Here is a 19667-nt window from a genome sequence, read left to right as displayed (position 1 = left end):
AGGCCCTAGACGAGTCCCGCCGCCTTGCGCTCCTCCGCCGTCAGCGGTGGTCCCGTCAGCGGCGGGCGCAGCGGGCCCACGGCGGCCGCCAGCAGCATGCGCGGGGCGAGCAGCGCCTGGGCGCCCGCCTCCAGCGAGGTCACGTCGGTCACCCGGCGCGCGACCCGGCCGTTGCCCGTGGCCGTCAGCAGCAGCCGGCCGACGTATCCGGCGACCAGCCGGTCCCGGACCGTCGGGCCGGCCGGGGTGGCGCCGGGGTAGAAGACGTCGGCGCCGATCGCCAGGTCCCACGCGGTCCGCACCGTACGGCCCACCGCCCGCTGCGCCCGCCGGGCCAGACCGGGCGTACCCGGCCCGCCCCGCCGGAGCACCGTGTCCCGCAGGGCCAGCGCCGACCGGGCCGCCACCGACATGCCGTGCCCGTACACCGGGTTGAGCGCGCACAGGGCGTCGCCGAGCACGACGAACCCCTCGGGCCACTCGGTCAACCGCTCATAGAAAACACGCCGGTTGGCGGTCGTACGGGTGACCGTGACGTCCGTCAGCGGTTCGGCGTGGGTGAGCAACTCCCCGATCAGCGGGTGCCGCAGCTCCTCACGCGCGTACCGGAGGAACTCATCGCCGGTGGACGGCGGTTCGTCGGGGCGGGCGCCGATCAGGGTGACGAGCCACCGGCCGTCCTCGACCGGCAGCAGCACCCCGCCGCGCCCGATGCGCGAACCCCGTTGGTCCGGCTCGATGTTGACCACCGGGAAGCCGTCCCGCGCCCCCTCCGGCGCCCGGAACAGCCGGCTGGCGTACGTCAGCCCCGAGTCGACCTCCCGGCGCTCCGGCTCGGGCAGTCCCAGCCCCGCCAGCCAGTGCGCGGCACGGGAACCGCGCCCGGTGGCGTCCACCACCAGACCGGCTTCCAGGGTGCGTTCGGCGCCGTCGGCCCGCACCCGCGCCCCGGTCACCGCGCGGCCGGTGCCGGTGAGGGCGACGACCTCGGTGCGGTCCAGCAACTCGATCGCGCCGTCCGCCCGCACCAGATCCCGGACCACCCAGTCCAGCAGGTCCCGCCCGGCCGGCAGCATGAACGCCGACTCCGGCCAGCGCCGGTACCAGCCGTGCGCCGACAGCGCCACCATGTCCGTGGTCATCGGCACCCGGCGCACCCCGGCCGCGCTCAGCGCGTCCCGCGCGCCCGGCACCAGCTCCTCCAGCGCGCGGGCACCACCCGACCAGAGCTGGTGGACGTGCCGGGCCTGGGGGAGCCCCTTGCGCGGCTCCGGCCCGGCGGGCAGCGGGTCCCGCTCCACCACCGTGACCCGGGCGCCCGTCGCGGCCAGGGCGCGGGCCGCGAGCATGCCGGCCAGGGAGCCGCCGAGCACGACGGCCGTGGTCTTCACTTCACTCATGTGCGGCAACGCTCTCTGCTGGGTCGGCGGCCGCACGGGCACGGACCGCCGCGATCTCGTCGGGACGGCGGAGGGCCCGGGAGACGGGCCCGATCTCCTGGAGCAGGTCGGTGGTGTCCGGCGCGGTCACCGTCGCGGGCGGCTCGGGCATCCGGGCCTTCGCCTCGACCGCGTCCAGGATGGTCACCGCCGAGGCCAGTGCCCGCGCCCGCTCCGGCGGATGGCCGAGGCTCAGCGCCGCCTCGTACGCGCGGGCGCCGAGAGCGGTGTCGAGGTGCCGGGCCAGCGGCAGCAGCACGTCCCGGATGAAGGTCTCGCGCCGGGTCAGCCGCAGCTCCGGCGTCGCCCGCAGCACGCGCGGCACGCCCTCTCCGGCCGAGGCGCGCATCAGCAGGTACAGCGGGCGCAGTTCACGGTGGGCGAGCCGGACCCGCCAGCGGTCGCTCGCGTACTGGCCGGCGTGCGGCAGGATGAAGCCGACCGCGATCAGGATGGCGGACAGGGCGGCCACCGGCGGCGCGAGGTCGGTGCTCAGCCAGTCCAGGTCACCGCCCACCCAGCGGGCGCCGACCGCCGCCAGCTTGGCCGCGTCGAAGATCAGGTTGAGTACGTAGCCCGCGCCGAGCAGCATCAGCCCCCAGCGCAGCCAGGCGTCCAGCCCCTCCGCGCGCACCCAGTTCCACAGCAGCCGCGCGGTGATCAGGCAGGCCAGGGCGTGGGCGCCGAGGTAGAGCAGGATCTCCTCGCGCATGAACGGGGTGGTGGCGTAGTAGGTGTCCAGGTCCCGCAGCCGCTCCACCGGCACGTCGGCCAGCAGGAACAGCAGCCACAGTACGCCGATCACCCCGCTGTACACCGAGAGCACCCAGCGCCGGGCCCGCCGGGTCACCGCCGAGCGGTCGGGGCCGTTGCGCCAGGTGATGATCAGCAGCAGACAGGAGCCGCAGAACGCGGTGAGCAGCGAATAGCACCAGGGCGCCGAGATGTTGGACACCCCGGTCAGCCGGTTCACCCGGGCGATGGTGGACGGCGAGCAGAACACGAAGACGGCGCAGGCCAGCAGCAGCAGACCGCCGACCGCGCGGAGCAGCGGGTCCCGCCACAGCCGGATGATCGTGGGCAGCTTGATCACCAGGGCGATGCCCAGCACCGCCGTGGGAATCCAGAAGGAGATCGAGAAGTCCCGCAGGGTGGCGGCGGGTTCCATGACCGCCGCGCTCACCGCGCCGCCCCGTCCCGGCCGCGATAGCCGAGGGAACGCTGGACGAGGTCCAGGGGTTCGGCGGAGCGTCCCAGGTGGGGACGGAACAGGGTGGCCAGACGGTGGCCGAAGTCCTCTGCGGCTGCCTCGTCGTCCTCGCGGGAGCCGTCACGGGCGGCCACCGTCAGCGCGGCCCCCTCCCAGCCGGACCCGTCCGCGAGCGCCAGGGTGGCCGGACCGAGCGGCGGATGATGCCGGTGCCCGGCGTGCAGATGCCACAACTCATGTCCCAGGATGACCAGTTGCTGTACGGCCTCCGCGCGCTCCTCCACGATGACCAGATCGAAGTCCTGGAACTCCACCCACAGCCCGGTGACCTCGATCTCGTCCGGGAAGCGCTCGAACCGCAGCTCCACCGGCCGCCCCCCGCGCCGGTCGCCCATCGCGGCGCACAGGGCGCGGCAGACCTCGCGCACCCCGGCCGGCGGCTCCGGCAACTCAGCAATGTCGGAGGCGAGTTGCTTGGCCAGGGCGCGCATCGCGCGGGCCGGACGGGAGGGGCGCAGCCGGGCGGTCAGTCGTGCCGCTCGCGCCCGTGCGTCCGCGCTGACCATGTGCCGCCCTCTCCTCCTTCGCCCCGACGCCGTCGCCGGACCGTCCGAGCGTACGCGCACGGGTGTGTCCACGTCATGCGGATCAGCGGAGGTGGTTCAACCGAAAACCACCCGTGCGCGTACGGTCGTTCAGTGGCCGGGGGAGGGCACCGGAATCACCGGCAGGCCGCCCGCGGCGGCACCCATCAGGGTCAGGCCCACCGTGCCCGGACCGGACAGTGTGGTGAACTCCGACAGGACCGCCAGCGCCAGTGTGTTGGTGCCACGTGTGCGCAGAATCCCGTTCGGCAGCACGAAGGTGTGCTGAGGACCCACATTGTTGATGTACTGCCCCATGTTCCAGCCGTTGAGGAAGATCTGCGCCCGGTAGGCCCGGTACGGATCGTCCTCCAGGCGCAGCCCCACCGAGGCGTCGACATCGCCCGGCACCGACAGCCGGAAGGTGGTGCGGTACCAGGTGACGCCCTGCCGCCGCTCCTCCCTCGGGAAGGTCACCGGCTCCCAGTCCCGGTCGCGCAGGCCCGGCAGATGCCAGCCCTCCCGCTCCCCGTACAGCCCGCCGGTGTTCATGGGCCCGCGCACCGGATCCACGCCCCGCTCGCCCTGGAGCCGCCAGGACACCTCCGGGGCCGCCCCCGTGAAGGACACCGAGGTCAGACCGCGTGCCGCCTTGTGGGTGTCGTCGCCCTTGCCGTCCTGGTCGTGCTGCATGCGCCGCACCAGCACCGACAGCACATGGCGGCCGGGGGAGCGCAGCTCCGGGCGGACGGGGAAGGTGGCCGTCGCCTCCCAGGTTCCCTTGCGGATGGTGGTCGTCCTGTCCGGTACCGGGAGCCGGTGGGTGCCCAGCGGCTCCCCGTCCAGCCAGGCCATCAACAGACCCTGGGTACCGGAACTGTAGGAGAGCGAGACCTGCTCGATACCGGTACTGCCGCTGAAACCACCCCGGTACCAGACATCCCCGTAGTGGAACCCGTAGTCGTCCGCGAACAACACCGGGCCGCCCTCGGGTACCGGTGTGGTGCTGTACGAGGATGTACGGTCCGCCCGGCGCCACCCGGAGTCGTCGAAGCTCGGGCCCGCCTCCGGGTTCTCGGTGCGCATGCGCCAGCCGGTCAGCTCCGGGAGGCGGACCTCGGGCACCCGGGGCAGCGGGGCGGTGGTCATGAGGCTGCCGGAGAGGGTGGTCCGGGTCGGCATCCGGCGCCCGTTCCACACCAGGGTGTCGACACCGCGAGGGCCCCACACCTCCATCACCGACTCGCCGGCCAGGTCGCCGGTGAGCCGCACCTCCGAGCCGTGCACCTCGGCGTGGCGCAGCAGCGCGGGGCCGTACACCATCAGGGTCCCGGCGGCGGTGTCGTACGGGAAGATCCGCAGCGAGGTGTCGTCGTCGGCGAAGAGCAGCACCAGCGGGGTCTCGGTCTCGCCGCCGCTGACCAGCACCCGGCTCAGCCCGGCCTCCCCGAGCGGGGCGCTGACGTGCAGCTCCCCGCGCTCGTACGCCCAGCCGGCCTCCGGGTCCAGCCGGGTGACGTTCGGCTCGACGGGGCAGTCCAGCACCAGGTCCGCCATGTCACCCCGGCGGCCCGCGAACACGGCGACGTCCCGCCCGCCCGCCGTCACGCTCATCACCGGCTGCGCGGTGCTGTACCGCATCTTCCGCTTGCCGAGGCGCAGTCCGGTCGCCAGCATCCGGGCGTCGCGGGCGGGGACGGTGATGCGCAGCTTCCCGGCATCGGTCGGCAGCTCGGCGGTGACCGGCTTCGTGCCGTCGTTGCGCGTGACGTACACATGGGCGCCGGTGTCCGGGTTGGCCAGGTGGTAGACCCTCAGCCCCGCCACCGTCACGTCCGCCGCCCGGTCCAGCCGCGCGAAGTCCGGTACCCGCTGGAAGAGATGGCCGAGCTGGTGCATCGGCGCCATCTTCGGGGTGACGTTGCGCGCCTCGTCGATGGCGGCGCCGTAGTCGTACGACGTGTAGACCACCGGTGCGGGCAGCCAGCCCCAACTGGTGCCGCCGAACGTCATGTAGACGTTGTGCAGGGTGAGCCCGTTGGCCAGGTTGGTCAGGTAGAAGCGACGCTCGTAGGCGGAGTCGCGGGTGCGCCGCGCCTCCGGGTACCCCTTGCCGTCGAACCAGGCCCCGCCCCACGGGTCGAACCAGCCGCCGCCGAACTCGGGTGTGAAACCCGGTGTGTTCGGTGAGGCGGTGGAGCCCCCGGTCTGGCCGCCCTTCCCGAACTTCCCCCAGTCCGGCGGGTTCTGGGAGGGCGAGGGGTATCCGTCGAAGCCGTACAGGTAACCGCCCTCCTCACCACCGGTGTCGAAGGAGCCGGGCGTCCAATAGCCGTTGCGCCCCTTGTCGTTGTGGAAGAGGGGTACGTCGATGCCGTCCGCCCGCACCTTCTTGTACAGGTGGGACATGTACGCGCGGCCGGTCGGCTCGGTGACGTGGGAGTCGTACTCGTTCTCCAGCTGGTACAGCAGGACCGTGCCCCGGCCCTGGGTGTACAGGTGCCGGCGGGCGATCCGGTCGACCTGCGTCAGCCATGCGTCGACATGGCGCAGATAGGTGGGGTCGGCGGTGCGCGCGGTGCCCTTGGTCACCGTCAGCCAGCCGGGGAAACCTCCGCCGTCGACCTCGGCGTTGATGTACGGGCCGGGGCGCAGGATGACGTAGAGACCGGTCTCGGCGGCCGTGCGCAGGAACAGGTCCAGGTCCCGCACGCCGGTGAAGTCGAAGCGGCCGGGGGCGGGGGAGTGGTAGTTCCAGGAGACGTACACGCTGACCGCGTTGAAGCCGTGCGCCCGCATCTTCTGCAGCACGTCCCGCCACAGCGACGGGCTCGGCAGCCGGAACGGGTGCATCTCGCCCGACCACACCACCAGCCGCCTGCCGTCGACCAGCAGCGAGTGCGGGTCGTACCCGACGGTGTGCCGCCGGCCGTCCGCACGCGGCGGCGCGGGCGCGGGACCGGTCGGGACCCCGCGTGCCGCGAACGCCGCGGGCGCGCCCGGCCCTCCGCTCCCGCCCATGGCGAACCCGAGCGCGGCACAGCCGGTCAGGGCACTGAAAGTACGTCTGCTGAGCGCCAAGGTCGTCCTCCGGTCGGCCCCCATAGAAGCGTGGCACCGGCCATTGTCCACGCCCCGTCAGCTCCCGGCCGACCAAGGGTGCCCCGGGCGTGGGTGAATCACCCACTACGGGGATACGGCGCCCTGGTGAGGGGGGCGTGAATCGCGGGATTACGGAGTTCGTACAGGTGTACGCGTATACGGGTATGACGGGTATACGGGTACAAGGCGCCGCTGAGGGCGCGGGGAGCGGCAGCCGGACTCGGCCTCCGCGACCTGCCCCCCCCCGACCGGGCTCAGCCCATCGGCGCCGGCGCCGGCGCCGGAGCCCCCGCGCCCGCCGCGTTGGGCCAGCTCTGGGCGTTGGGCCACCCGAGGGCGGGGGGCGGGGCGGTCATGCCGCGTACCTGGGCGGCCGTGAGACCCCCGCGGGCCGGGACGCCGGGCGGGGTGGGGCCGAGGGCGGCGGCGGGGGCGGGAGCCTGCATGGGGGGTGCGGCCGCTGCTGGGGCCGGGGCCGGGTACGGGGATACGGGTGCCGGGATGGGCGGCGGTGCCATGGGGGACGGGGGTGCCACGGGTGCGGGGGCCGGCTGCTGGGGGAGCTGCTGCGGGGGCGTCGGCTGGACCGTCGCCGATACCGGTATCCCGGCGCCCTGTGGGGGTGGGGCGGCGGGGAGCGGCATACCGGTACCGGCGGCCAGGGCGGCGGCGATGACGGGGGAGCCGGAGGAGGCGGTCAGCCGGGCTCCGGCCCCGTTCGTCTCGCCGATCAGCCGGTCCACCGCCGCCGTGCCGGAGCTGTAGCCCAGCTCGGGCACGGCGGGCTCGTAGAGCACCTGCTCCAGACCGGCCACCAGACGGTGGACGTCGGTCTCGGGGCGCACCACGAGCCGCAGGAAGCGGCTGGACGAGCCGATCTTGTTGCCGCACTCGCGGACCAGGACCCGGTGCTCGGTGAGCAGCCGGTCCCGGACCACGGTGCCCTCGGCGCCGAGGGGGAGGCGCACGAAGAGGAAGTTGCCCTGCGAGGGATAGACGGTGAGCCCCGGCAGCGCCGACAGCTGGCTGGCCATCTCCAGCCGGTCGCGCCGCACCTGGAGCAGGCTCTGCGTGTACTCGGCGCCGTGCCGCTTCAGCATGAACACCACGTACTCGGCGAAGGAGTTGAGGTTCCACTTGGGCAGCATCGAGCGGACCTTGTGCGCCAGGCCCGGGTTGGCGACCAGATACCCGAACCGGATGCCGTGCAGCCCGAAGTTCTTGCCGAGGCTGCGCAGCACGATCACGTTGGGTCTCAGCATCGCCTCCTGCACCACGCTCGGCTCCGCCTCGGCGTCCGCGAACTCCAGGAAGGACTCGTCGATCACCACCAGATCCAGGTCGGCCATCGCGTCCATGAACTGCACCACCGACTGCCGGGGCAGGAAGCCGCCGTCGGGGTTGTTGGGGTTGCACAGGACCGCCACCCGCGTCCCGCGCGCCCGGATGAACTCGGCGTACCGGCCGAGGTCCAGCGCGAAGCCGCCTGCCTCCTGGAGCGGGAACATGTCGACCCGCTTGCCGGTCTCCATCGGCTGGTCGGTCCAGCGGCCGAAGGTCGGCACCGGCACCGCCAGCGACTCGCGGACCAGCAGATGGTCGATCCAGGTGATCAGCTCGGTCGAGCCGTTCCCCATCGCCACGCACTGCGGCGGCAGGTGGAGCAACTCGCACAGCTCGGCCGTGATGGTGTCGGCGCTGCTCGGGTAGTACGTGATGATCTCGCGCAGCCGGGACGCCATCTCCTCGAACATGGCCGGCGTCGGGAAATAGGGGTTGCAGGGGATGCAGAAGTCCACCGGACCCGTACCGTCGCTCTCCCGCGCCAGCGCCGCCATCGAAGGGCTGTGCGCGGCGGCGCTGCGGAACAACGAGGTGACGTTGTCAGGCAAGGGGACCTCCGTCGAAGGGTGGCCCGCGCGGGGGGCGCGGGCCACCCATGCATACGGAGGACTCCGGGATGGTGTTCAACTCGCCCCCGCTGTGACCTCCTTCACCCGGCGTGCGCCGCTCACGCCCCCGACCTGCGCTTGTTCCACACGTCGAAGCCGACCGCCAGCAGCAGTGCCAGCCCCTTGATCACCTGCTGCCAGTCGGTGCCGACGCTCAGCAGGTTCATCCCGTTGTTCAGCACCCCGAGCACCAGCCCGCCGATGATCGCGCCGAGCACCGTGCCGACCCCGCCGCTCATGGACGCGCCGCCGATGAACGACGAGGCGATTGCCTCCAGTTCGAAGTTGACGCCCGCCTTCGGCGAGGCCGCGTTCAGCCGGGCGGCGACCACCAGGCCGGCGAGCGCGGCGAGGACGCCCATGTTCAGGAACACCAGGAAGGTGACCTTCTTGTCCTTCACCCCGGACAGCTTCGCCGCGGGCAGGTTGCCGCCGATCGCGTACACATGGCGGCCGAAGACCGCGTTGCGCATCAGATACCCGTATCCGACGACCAGCGCGCCGAGGGCGATCAGGATGATCGGGGCGCCCTTGTAGCTGGCGAGCAGCAGGGTCAGGGCGAGGATCGCGGCGACCAGCGCGGCCAGCTTCAGCGCGAACAGCCTGAGCGGGGGCAGCTGGAGCGCGAACTCCCGCTGCCTGCGCCTGCCTTGGACCTCCTGCCAGACCACGGCCGCGATCAGCGCCAGCCCCAGCAGCAGGGTCGGATTGTGGTAGTCGGTGTCGGGGCCGAACGCGGGCAGGAAGCCGTTGCCGATCTTCTGGAGCCCGTCCGGGAACGGCCCCAGGGTCTGCCCCTTCAGCAGGATCTCCGTCAGCCCCCGGAACAGCAGCATCCCGGCGAGCGTCACGATGAACGACGGGATACCGAGATAGGCGATCAGATATCCCTGTACCGACCCCGCCGCCGCGCCCACCAGCAGACACAGCACCAGTGCCAGCGGCCAGGGCACGTCGTGCCGTACGTTCAGCACCGCCAGGAACGCCCCGACGAACGCGGTCAGCGAGCCCACCGACAGGTCGATGTGCCCCGATATGATCACCAGCATCATCCCGATCGCCAGTACCAGGATGTAGCTGTTCTGCAGTACCAGGTTGGAGACGTTGCGCGGCAGCAGCAGGTCCCCGTCGGTCCACACCGCGAACAGCACCACGATCAGGCCGAGCGCGATCACCATCCCGTACTGGCGCATGTTGCGGCGCAGGCCGTCCAGCATCAGCCGGAGCACGCCCGGCCCGGCGGGCGGCCCGCCGCGCTCCGGCGGGGCCGGGGCCGTCACGTCCGCGCTCATGGCGTCACCTCTTCGTCTCTGGTCATCAGGCGCATCAGCGCTTCCTGCGTGGCCCCGGCCCGTGGCACCTCGCCGGTCAGCCGGCCGGCGGCCATGGTGTAGATCCGGTCGCACATGCCGAGCAGTTCGGGCAGTTCGGAGGAGATGAAGACCACCGCCCGGCCCTCGGCCGCGAGCCGCCCGATCACGGTGTAGATCTCGTACTTGGCGCCCACGTCGATGCCCCGCGTCGGCTCGTCCAGGATCAGCACGTCCGGGTCCGCGAAGATCCACTTGCTGAGGACGACCTTCTGCTGGTTGCCGCCCGACAGCCGGCCCACCGGCTCCAGCACGGTCGGCGCCTTGATGTTCATGGCGGTGCGGAACCCCTCCGCCGCCCGCCGCTCCGCGTGCTCGTCCACGATCCCGCGCCGGGCCACCTTGCCCAGCGCGGTGAGCGACACATTGCGGTGCACGGTGTCGATGAGGTTGAGCCCGTAGTGCTTGCGGTCCTCGGTGACGTACGCGATCCCGTGCCCCACCGCCTCCGCCACGGTCCGGGTACGGATCTCCCGGCCGTCCTTGAGGACCGTGCCGCCCGCGTACCGGCCGTAGGAGCGGCCGAACACGCTCATCGCCAGCTCGGTGCGGCCCGCGCCCATCAGTCCGGCGATGCCGACGATCTCACCCCGGCGCACCTCGATCGACACGTCGTCGACGACCTTGCGCTGCCGGTCGATCGGATGCCGTACGGTCCAGCCGCGCACCTCAAGCGCCGGAGCCGCCCCCGGCTCCGCCCGGTGCGGCGGGCGTTCGGGGAAACGGTGGTCGAGATCGCGGCCGACCATGCCCGCGATGATCCGTTCCTCGGTGGTCCCCGGCGCCCGCACGTCCAGCGTCTCCACCGAGCGGCCGTCGCGCAGCACGGTCACCGAGTCCGCGACCCGGCGGATCTCGTTCAGCTTGTGCGAGATCACGATGCAGGTGATGCCCTGGGCCTTCAACTCCAGGATGATATCCAGGAGTTTGCCGCTGTCCTCGTCGTTCAGCGCGGCCGTCGGCTCGTCCAGGATCAGCAGCCGCACCGACTTCGCCAGCGCCTTGGCGATCTCCACCAGCTGCTGCTTGCCGACGCCGATGTCCGCGACCCGGGTCTCCGGATGCTCGTCCAGACCGACCCGGCGCAGCAGCTTCGTGGCGTGCCGCAGCGTCTCGGTCCAGTCGATCAGACCGCGCCGGGCGTGCTCGTTGCCGAGGAACAGGTTCTCCGCGAGGGAGAGATAGGGCACCAGCGCCAGCTCCTGGTGGATGATGACGATGCCCTGCCGCTCACTGGCCCGGATGTCCTTGAAGCGGCACTCCTCACCCTCGAAGAGCACCTCGCCCTCGTAACTGCCGTACGGGTGAACCCCGGAGAGCACCTTCATCAGGGTGGACTTCCCGGCGCCGTTCTCCCCGCAGATGGCGTGCACCTCGCCGGGCCGGACGGTCAGGGTGACGTCGGAGAGGGCCTTGACGCCGGGGAAGGTCTTGACGATCGAGCGCATCTCGAGCACGGGCCCGGCCGTGCCGGTGGACTCGGCCATCACTTGAGCTGGGACTCGGTGTAGAAGCCGCCGTCGACCAGCACCTTGCGGTAGTTGCCCTTGTCGACGCTGACCGGCTGGAGCAGATAGGCGGGCACCACCTTGGCACCGTTGTCATAGGTCTTGGAGTCGTTGACCTCGGGCTTCTTGCCCTTGAGGCTGTCGTCCACCATGGTCGCGGCGACCTCGGCGAGCTTGCGGAGATCCTTGTAGACCGTCTGCGTCTGCTCCCCGGCGATGATCGACTTCACCGACGCCAGCTCCGCGTCCTGCCCGGTGACGACCGGCAGCGGCTTGCCCTTGGAGCCGTACCCGTCCGACTTCAGCGCGGACAGGATGCCGATGGAGATGCCGTCGTACGGCGAGAGCACCGCGTCCACCCGGCCGGAGCGGTACGCCGAGGTCAGCACGTCCTCCATGCGGTGCTGGGCGGTGGTGCCGTCCCAGCGCAGCGTGGTGACCTGATTGAGCGCGGTCTGCCCGGACTTCACCACGAGCTGCTTCTTGTCGATGTACGGCTGGAGCACCTTCATCGCCCCGCCGAAGAAGTACTTGGTGTTGTTGTCGTCGTTGGACCCGGCGAACAACTCCATGGAGAACGGCCCCTTCCTGCCGCTGTCCAGCCCCAACTTGTGCACGATGTACGTGCCTTGTAGCTCGCCGACCTTCTCGTTGTCGAACGAGGCGTAGTAGTCCACGTTCTTGGTGCCGAGGATCAGCCGGTCGTAGGCGATGACCGGGATGTGGGCGTCGGCCGCCTCCTGGAGCACGTTGTTCAGGGACTTGTTGTCGATCGCCGCGATGATCAGGCCCTTGACGCCCTGGGTGATCAGGTTCTCGATCTGGGCGACCTGCTGGTCCGGGTCGTCCTCGCCGTAGACCAGCTTGGTCTTGTAGCCCTTGGCGCGCAGGTCCTTGACGACGTTGGCGCCGTCCGCGATCCAGCGCTCGGAGGACTTGGTCGGCATGGCGACGCCGATGGTGCCGCCCTTGTCGCCACCGCCCTTGTCGTCACTGCCGCCCTCCCCGCTCTGCCCGCAGGCGGACAGGGTGAGGGCGAGTACGGCGGTCGCGGCGAAGGCGACTCTGCGGGGGCGTGCGATGTACCGGTCGCGCATGGGGAACCGTCCTTGTTCGTCTTGGCGTTGAGCGGGTCGGGCCGTGCGGTGGTGCGGGATCAGTCCGTGGTGGGGAAGCGGTGCAGGGGGCCGGGGAGCCGGGAGCCGAGCGGGGCCATGCCGCCGTCGGCGCCGTGCCGGGCGAGCAGGTCGAGGACGAGCCGGCCGCGCCGCACCCGCTCCCGCGCGGTGTCCAGGGCGACGGCGCGGAGGTGGGCGCCCCAGGGGTAGATGCCGGGCGCCTTCGACAGACCGAACTTCAGGTACAGCGGGGCGCCGCGCCGGATCAGCTCGGCCACCTCGTACATCCGTACCTGGCCGCCGAGGTCGTCCGGTGCCTCGATGTACATGTCCATGGGGGCGCCGGACACCCGGCGGATCTCGGTGAGATGGGCGAGGGTGAGATCACTGGGCACGTTGACCGAGTCGGCGCCCAGCCGCTCGAACACCGCGTAGGAGACCGGGTTGACCGGGCCGATCAGCGCGGAGACCTTCAGCGTGGTGTCCGCCGGGAGCACCCCCGACTCCCGTGCCCGGTGCAGGGCCCACAGCACGCCCTCGTCGGCCACCAGCAGGCAGCGCACGCCCAGTTCGGTCGCGCGCACCGCGTCCTCGACACAGCCGGCCACCGCGTCGTACCCCCGGGCGCGCGGGCCTCCGCCGCGCGAGTCGGAGCGCACCGCGCCCCCGGTGTCCCAGGTGCCGCGCGGCCCGGTGAACAGGCACAGCTCGATGCCGCGTTCCCGGGTCGCCCCGGCCATCTCGGTGATCTCGGCGTCCGTGAGCATCCAGACGCCGCTGCCCTGGCTGACCCGGTGCACCGGCACCTCCAGCCGCGCGGCCTCGGCCAGCACGACGGCCAGCGCCTCGGGCCCCTCGCACGACGGGATCTCGGTACGCCAGCTCCCGCCGCCCGGGAAGCGGTGCGGGGAGGCGTCGGCGGGGTCGGGCGCGGGCGCGGCCAGCCCCAGAGCGGCGAGCGCCTGCTCACCGGGCCTGCGGACTGCCGGGGCGGAGAGGTCGGTCACGGGCTGCCTTTCGTGTTCGGAATACCGGACAGGGTTCGGATCTTCGGGCGGAGGCGGCCCCCAGGGGCTGCTTCCGCCCAGGTCAGGGCAGCAGCAGCACCTTTCCGGGACCCTTCTCCTCGACCGCCCGCCCGAACTCGGTCAGCGGCAGCCGGTGCGACACCAGGGGCAGCGGGTCCAGCAGCCCGGCGCCGAGCAGCCGGACGGCGTGCGCCCAGGCGGCCGGGGGCGCCCCGAAGACCGTCCGCACCTCCAGCCGCCGGAGGACGAGGTCGGCCGGGTCCAGGCCCGCCGCGCCCGGCGCCGGGATGCCGGTGAGGACCAGGCGTCCGCCGCGCCGGAGCAGGGCGGCGGCCGTGACTGCCGCCTCGGCGGAGCCCGCCGCCTCGATCACCACGTCGTACCCGCCGGGCAGCCCGGGACCGCTGACGGCGAAGCCGGTGGCGCCGAACTCCGCTGCCAGGGCTTCCCGTTCGCGGTCCAGGCCCACTACCAGCAGCTCGGCGGGGGAGACCGCCGCGAGGAAGCGCACCGCGAGCATCCCGAGCGTCCCCGTGCCGACCACCGCGACCCGCTCGCCGGGCCGGGCGTCGGCGAGCAGGGCGGCGGCCGCTACGCAGGCGGCGGGCTCCAGCAGGGCGGCCGCGGTGAGGTCGGCGTCGTCGGGCAGGGGGTGCAGCAGCCGGGCGGGCAGGGTCAGGGTGGGGGCCATCGCACCCGGGTGGGTGAAGCCGGTCTCCTCGTACCCCGCCTCGCAGAGCGTGGTCTCGCCCGCGTGACAGCGGGCGCACACCTGGCAGTTGCGGAAGCCCTCGCCGACCACCTTGCGGCCCACCAGGCCCTCCGGCACGCCGGCGCCCACCTCGCGTACCGTGCCGGACCACTCGTGGCCGGGCACCACCGGGTAACGCACGTACGGCGCGGGGCGGTTGCCCCGGTACAGCTCGCGGTCGCTGCCGCAGATCCCCGCCGCGTGCACCGCGACCAGCGCCTCGCCGGGGCCGGGCGGTCGGGGCGTGTGCGGCGCGAGCCGATGGGTGCCCGGCGCCTCGACCACCACCTCGACGCTCACGCCGTCCCCTTCGGCCGGCGGCGCTCCCAGCCCTCGGCCCACAGGTCGAACCGGGCCTGCTGCTGCGGGAACTCGGCCGCCGCGTCGGTGTCCAGCTCGACGCCGAGGCCGGGGGCGTCGGAGAGGTGGAAGTAGCCGTCGACCACCTCGGGGGCGCCCTTCACCACCGTCTTGATCTCCGCGTCCGCGAAGTCGTTGAAGTGCTCCAGGATCTTGAAGTTCGGTGTGCTGAAGCCGACTTGGAGCGAGGCGGCGGTGAGGACCGAGCCGCCCACGTTGTGCGGGGCGAGCAGTACGTAGTGGGTCTCGGCGGTCGCGGCCAGCTTGCGGGTCTCCCAGATGCCGCCGATGTGTCCGACGTCCGGCTGGAGGATGTCCGCCGCCTGGCTCTCCAGCAGCTCCCGGAACTCGATCCGGTCGTGCATCCGCTCCCCGGTGGCGACCGGGATGTCCACCCTGGCGGCCACCTTCTCCAGCGCCTTCAGGTTCTCCGGCGGCACCGGCTCCTCCAGCCAGGCGGGGTCGAAGGGCGCCAGCTCGCGGGCGAGGCGGATCGCGGTCGCGGGGGAGAAGCGGCCGTGCATCTCCAGCATCAGCTCGGTGTCCGGCCCGATCGCGTCCCGTACGGCCTCGATCAGGGAGACGGCGTACCGGGTGCGCTCGTGGTCCAGCTCGAAGTGGCCGGTGCCGAACGGGTCGATCTTCAGGGCCCGGTAGCCCCGCGCCACGACCGCGCGCGCCGCCTCGTGGTACGCCTGAGGAGTGCGCTCGGTGGTGTACCAGCCGTTGGCGTACGCCTTGACCCGGTCGGTGACCTTCCCGCCGAGCAGCTGCCACACCGGTACGCCGAGCGCCTTGCCCCTGATGTCCCAGCAGGCCATCTCGACCACCGCGATGCCGGACATCACGATCTCCCCGGCCCGGCCGAAGTCGCCGTACTTCATCCGGCGGACCAGATCCTCCACGGCGAACGGGTCCGAGCCCGCGATGTGGTTGGCCTCGGCCTCCCGCAAGTAGCCGAGCAGGGCGTCGGTATGACCGAGCATGCGGGTCTCCCCGACGCCGGTGAGCCCTTCGTCCGTGTGGACCTGCACATAGGTCAGATTCCGCCACGGTGTCCCGACCACATGGGTGCTGATTCCGGTGATACGCACGCCCGTCCACCCCTCGGTGTTCGAAATTTCGTCATGCGTTCGAAATGCTGGCGTGACAGTAGGGAGGGCGCGTGGGGGGTGTCAATGGGTCGAACACGTAACGGTTCCGGCAAAGGCGTGTGCTCACGTGTCTCTCCCGCACCAAACCTTCACAGCGGCACCTAGGAACGGGACCCGGGTGGAATCTAGTCTTCCCGCGTCATGGACTACTGCCACCCGTGCCGACGGCACCTCAACGGCGCCCTGGCCTGCCCCGGCTGCGGTGCGCCCGCCCTGTCAGCCGTCGCGAGTGCCTCCGGCGGTCTGGCGGACCCCTACGGGCAGGACACCCCGCCGCCCGCGTACGGCGAGACCACTCCCGTGGCCCCTTACGCGGAAGACACCCCGGCCCCCACACCCGCACCCCCGGCCGCCCCCGAGCGGCCGAAGGTCCCCCGGCAGGCCGACCGGCGCGGCACCCACGAGCCCCCCGTGGACCACGAGATCCCCGACGACCCCTACGACGCCCCGGCCTCCGACGGCCCGGCCTCCGACGACCCCGCCCCCGACGGCAGCCGCCGTGACCGCAAGGCCGCCGCCCACCGCCGCCGCAGGCGCCGTACCCTCCTCGTCGTCACCGGCTTCGTCCTCGCGGCCGCCGCCCTGAGCCTCGCCGAACTCAGCGCCGACACCCCCTTCTCCTTCGACCGCCCGGCAGCCTCCGACGCCTCCCCGGACGGCGGCTCCGCCTCCGTCTCCCCGGCCCGGTCGAGTGTCCCCCTCACCGGCACCACGGCAGGCGCGTCCGCCGCCGCCGGCACCTCCGCCTCCGCGTCGGACTCCCCCTCGGCCTCCCCGTCCGCGTCCCCCACGAAGAAGGCGTCCGAGTCCCCGACGACGGACCCCACCACCGACCGCCCAGCCACCACCCCCCGGCACTCCCAGGCCCCCGCCCCGGCCGACCCGGCCCCGCAGAAGCCCACCTCCACACCCACGGCGGCCCCCACCACCTCCGAGCCCGCTCCGGAGCCCACCCCCACCAAGACCTGCGACCGCTTCCTGTGGTGGTGCAGCTGAGAGGCGCGCGGCCCTCCCGGTGACGACGTGCGGTGACCCGCGCCGTCCCGGGTAGGCGGACCCGACGACCCGGCCGCCCGTCCGGGGCCCGTCACCGGTCATACGAATCCCGCGCAGTACGCCATCCGGGGCAACGGTGACACCAACCGGGCCCCTCGGCGGTTGAGTCGAACAGGTACATCTCGCCGTACACGACCTCGGAATGCGCCGGCCGGACCCGGCGCCGTGCGAGGAGGAGCAGCGAGCAGCGGCTCAGTTGAGGAGAACCGGATGACACAGGACAGCACCGTCCAGGGCACCGTCGCCGAGGGGTACGAGGCGGTGCGCGAGGAGTTCGCCGCCTTCGTCGCCGGTGAACAGCCGGACTACGAAGGCCAGTTGTGCGCCTACGTGGACGGCCGCCGGGTCGTCGACCTGTGGGCGGGCGAGGGCGTCGACGCCGGCTCGCTGTACGGCGTCTTCTCCTGCACCAAGGGCGCCGCCCATCTGGTCACCGCCCTCCTGGTGCAGGACGGCACCCTGGAACTGGACCGCAAAGTCACCTACTACTGGCCCGAGTTCGGCGTCGAGGGCAAGAGCACCCTCACCCTGCGCGACCTCCTCGCCCACCGCGCCGGACTCGTCGGCACCGACACCGGTTTCAGCCCGGCCGAGCTGGCCGACGACCGCGCGCTCGCCGAACGCCTCGCCGACCAGCGCCCCTTCTGGCGCCCCGGCAACGCCTTCGGCTACCACGCGCTGACCATGGGCGCCCTCACCGGCGAGGTGGTCCGCCGGGCCACCGGCCACACCGTCCAGGAGCTGTACGAGGAGCGCGTCCGCGCCCCCTACGGGCTGGACTTCCACCTCGGCCTGCCCGCCTCCCGCGAGCCCCGCTTCCGCACCACCCAGCCGATGATGCCCAACCCCGCCCAGCAGGCGGAGGCCGAGCTGTGCCGCACCGGCCCGCACACCCTGCCCTCCATCGCCCGCAACCAGCACGCCCCCACCCCCACCGACCTGGAGTCGCTGCCCAACGACCGCGCCGTGCGCGCGAGCGGTCCCGCCTCGGTGGGCGGTGTCGCCTCGGCGCGCGGCCTGGCCGGGATGTACGCGGCGATGATCAGCGAGGTGGACGAGAAGGCGCCGCTGCTCAAGGGCGACACGCTCGCCGAGTTCGGCCAGCCGCACTCGGCAGGGCACGACCTGGTGTGCCGTTCCCACTCGGTGTTCGGGCTGGGCTTCGAGTGCACGGCCGAGGTCTGGCACCCCTTCCTCGGCGCCGGCACCGTGGGCCACTGCGGCGCGTCCGGTGCGCAGGCGTTCGCCGACCCGCGCGCCGGCCTCGCCTACGGCTACACCCGCCGCCGCTTCGCCTACCCCGGCGGCGCGGCCCCGGAGAACGACCGGCTGGCCGCCGCCGTGCACGAGGCGGCGCTCAAGGGCTGATCGGGACACGGCGGAGGCCGCACCCCCCGTCCAGGGGATGCGGCCTCCGCGAGGTCCCGCTGCCGGTGACGCGTCACCGGTCAGAGCTTGACGATCATCTTCCCGGTGTTGTCCCCGCGCAGCACCCCGATGAACGCCTCCACCATGTTCTGGATGCCGTCCACGACCGTCTCGCGGTACTTCAGCTTGCCCGACGCGACCAGCGGCGCGATCTCGCGGACGAACTCCGGCTGGAGGTCGTAGTGGTCGCCGACCAGGAAGCCCTCGATCCGGCCGCGGGTCTGGATCAGCCGGGTGAGGTTGTTCGGGCCGGGGGCGGGCTCGGTGTTGTTGTAGACCGAGATCGCGCCGCAGATGGCGATCCGGCCGTGCAGGTTCAGCTCGGCGATGGCGGCCTGGAGGTGGTCGCCGCCGACGTTGTCGAAGTACACGTCGATGCCGTCCGGCGCGGCCTCGCGGAGCTGCTCGCCCACCGGGCCGTCCTTGTAGTTGAAGGCGGCGTCGAACCCGTACTCGTCGACCAGCAGCCGGACCTTCTCGTCGGACCCGGCCGAGCCGATGACGCGCGAGGCGCCCTTGAGCTTGGCGAGCTGGCCGACCTGGCTGCCCACCGCGCCGGCCGCGCCGGAGACGAAGACGATGTCGCCCTCCTTGAACCCGGCGGTGCGCAGCAGACCGGCGTACGCGGTCAGACCGGTCATGCCGAGCACGCCGAGGTAGGTGGAGAGCGGCGCGGCATCCGGGTCGACCTTGACGGCCTTCCCCGCGTCCACGGCCGCGTACTCGCGCCAGCCGAGGAAGTGCAGCAGGTGGTCGCCGGGCTCGATGCCGTCGACGTCGGAGGCGACGACCACGCCCACCGCGCCGCCCTCCATCGGCTCACCCAGCTCGAAGGGGGCGGAGTAGGACTTCGCGGCGCTCATCCGGCCCCGCATGTACGGGTCCACCGAGAGGTATTCGTTCCGTACCAGTACCTGGCCCGCGCCGGGTACCGGCATCGGCACCTCGACGAGCGCGAAGTCCTCGGGCTTCGGCCAGCCCACCGGACGCTGCAGCAGGTGCCACTCACGGCTCACGGCGGGAAGGGCGGGGGAGTCGGACATGTGGGGGGCTCTCTTCCTCAAACTACTTCAGTACCTGAAACAACCATGCTCCTGAATATTTCAGGATGTCAAGTAACCCGGTATCCTGGACGGCATGTCCACCCAGCCGCCGCGTCCCCCCGTGCGTCACCGCTCCGCCGACCCCCTGACCATGGAGGTCGTCGGGCTGATCGGCGACGTCGTGGCCCGCTTCCACGCGGACTACGAGGAGGCCGCGGCCGGCCACGCGCTCACCGGACCGCAGGCCCGCCTGCTCAGCCTTCTCGCCCTGGAGCCGACGCCCATGCGCAAGCTCGCGCAGCGGCTGAAGTGCGAGCCGTCCAACGTGACCGGGATCGTGGACCGGCTGGAGTCGCGGGGCCTGGTCGAGCGCCGCCCCGACAGCGCCGACCGCCGGGTCAAGCTCGCCGCCGCCACCGACGAGGGTCTGCGGGTCGCCCGCGACCTCCGCGAGGGCCTGCACTTCGCCCGTGAACCGCTCGCCGGCCTCTCCGCCGACGAACGCTCGGCCCTGCGCGACCTGCTCCGCCGGATGCTCGACGCCTGAAACCCCCGGCGTCTGAA

The 19667-nt window shown here is 72.3% G+C and carries 15 protein-coding genes; 3 read left to right on the top strand and 12 right to left on the bottom strand.

Annotated elements, in window-relative coordinates:
• Positions 1-5: 5 nt before the first annotated feature.
• From D0Z67_RS08635 to D0Z67_RS08585, 11 genes are all read right to left on the bottom strand, one after another.
• Entirely contained in the window at positions 6-1400 is a 1395-nt protein-coding gene (locus D0Z67_RS08635) for an NAD(P)/FAD-dependent oxidoreductase (RefSeq protein ID WP_031179694.1), read from the bottom strand.
• Positions 1393-2607 carry an MAB_1171c family putative transporter gene (locus D0Z67_RS08630; RefSeq protein ID WP_031179695.1) on the bottom strand — a complete coding sequence of 405 codons (1215 nt, stop codon included), beginning with the start codon at positions 2605-2607 and terminating at the stop codon, positions 1393-1395. Before D0Z67_RS08630 ends, D0Z67_RS08635 begins: the two co-directional genes overlap by 8 nt.
• A gap of 11 nt (positions 2608-2618) precedes the next feature.
• Positions 2619-3215 (bottom strand): hypothetical protein, encoded by a 597-nt coding sequence (locus D0Z67_RS08625; protein ID WP_031179696.1) that lies wholly within the window; start codon positions 3213-3215, stop codon positions 2619-2621.
• A 129-nt stretch (positions 3216-3344) separates the two neighbouring features.
• Positions 3345-6314, bottom strand: coding sequence for a beta-galactosidase (locus D0Z67_RS08620; protein ID WP_031179697.1), 2970 nt, complete (start codon positions 6312-6314; stop codon positions 3345-3347).
• A 275-nt stretch (positions 6315-6589) separates the two neighbouring features.
• Positions 6590-8227 carry a pyridoxal phosphate-dependent aminotransferase gene (locus tag D0Z67_RS08615; protein WP_031179698.1) on the bottom strand — a complete coding sequence of 546 codons (1638 nt, stop codon included), beginning with the start codon at positions 8225-8227 and terminating at the stop codon, positions 6590-6592.
• A gap of 119 nt (positions 8228-8346) precedes the next feature.
• Entirely contained in the window at positions 8347-9579 is a 1233-nt protein-coding gene (gene mmsB / locus D0Z67_RS08610; protein WP_031179699.1) for a multiple monosaccharide ABC transporter permease, read from the bottom strand.
• Positions 9576-11144 carry a multiple monosaccharide ABC transporter ATP-binding protein gene (mmsA, locus tag D0Z67_RS08605; protein ID WP_031179700.1) on the bottom strand — a complete coding sequence of 523 codons (1569 nt, stop codon included), beginning with the start codon at positions 11142-11144 and terminating at the stop codon, positions 9576-9578. The genes mmsB and mmsA overlap by 4 nt, the downstream gene beginning before the upstream one ends.
• Positions 11144-12262 carry a multiple monosaccharide ABC transporter substrate-binding protein gene (gene chvE, locus D0Z67_RS08600; RefSeq protein ID WP_031179701.1) on the bottom strand — a complete coding sequence of 373 codons (1119 nt, stop codon included), beginning with the start codon at positions 12260-12262 and terminating at the stop codon, positions 11144-11146. The genes mmsA and chvE overlap by 1 nt, the downstream gene beginning before the upstream one ends.
• A gap of 59 nt (positions 12263-12321) precedes the next feature.
• Positions 12322-13290 (bottom strand): hypothetical protein, encoded by a 969-nt coding sequence (locus tag D0Z67_RS08595; RefSeq protein ID WP_031179702.1) that lies wholly within the window; start codon positions 13288-13290, stop codon positions 12322-12324.
• A gap of 82 nt (positions 13291-13372) precedes the next feature.
• The gene (locus tag D0Z67_RS08590) at positions 13373-14362 is read right to left on the bottom strand and encodes a zinc-dependent alcohol dehydrogenase (protein ID WP_031179703.1); all 990 of its coding nucleotides are present in this window, start codon (positions 14360-14362) and stop codon (positions 13373-13375) included.
• Positions 14359-15516: a mandelate racemase/muconate lactonizing enzyme family protein gene (locus D0Z67_RS08585; RefSeq protein WP_031179704.1), complete on the bottom strand. Its 1158-nt coding sequence runs from the start codon at positions 15514-15516 to the stop codon at positions 14359-14361. The genes D0Z67_RS08590 and D0Z67_RS08585 overlap by 4 nt, the downstream gene beginning before the upstream one ends.
• Before the next feature lie 201 nt (positions 15517-15717).
• Here D0Z67_RS08585 and D0Z67_RS08580 point away from each other — a divergent pair, with 201 nt between their 5' ends.
• Entirely contained in the window at positions 15718-16572 is an 855-nt protein-coding gene (locus tag D0Z67_RS08580; RefSeq protein ID WP_031179705.1) for an SCO2400 family protein, read from the top strand.
• Positions 16573-16842: 270 nt separating this feature from the next.
• On the top strand, positions 16843-18000 hold the full coding sequence (locus D0Z67_RS08575) for an EstA family serine hydrolase (protein WP_031179706.1): 1158 nt from the start codon (positions 16843-16845) through the stop codon (positions 17998-18000).
• Positions 18001-18080: 80 nt separating this feature from the next.
• Here D0Z67_RS08575 and D0Z67_RS08570 read toward each other — a convergent pair whose 3' ends face one another.
• On the bottom strand, positions 18081-19103 hold the full coding sequence (locus D0Z67_RS08570) for an NADP-dependent oxidoreductase (protein WP_031179707.1): 1023 nt from the start codon (positions 19101-19103) through the stop codon (positions 18081-18083).
• A 94-nt stretch (positions 19104-19197) separates the two neighbouring features.
• Between D0Z67_RS08570 and D0Z67_RS08565 the strand changes: the two genes are divergently transcribed.
• Positions 19198-19650 (top strand): MarR family winged helix-turn-helix transcriptional regulator, encoded by a 453-nt coding sequence (locus D0Z67_RS08565; RefSeq protein WP_031179708.1) that lies wholly within the window; start codon positions 19198-19200, stop codon positions 19648-19650.
• Positions 19651-19667 lie beyond the last annotated feature (17 nt).

It is taken from the genome of Streptomyces seoulensis (genome assembly GCF_004328625.1).
Lineage (GTDB): Bacteria > Actinomycetota > Actinomycetes > Streptomycetales > Streptomycetaceae > Streptomyces > Streptomyces seoulensis.
The sequence above is the reverse complement of the archived record's forward strand: the minus strand, read 5'-3'. Positions and strand labels throughout refer to the sequence as shown.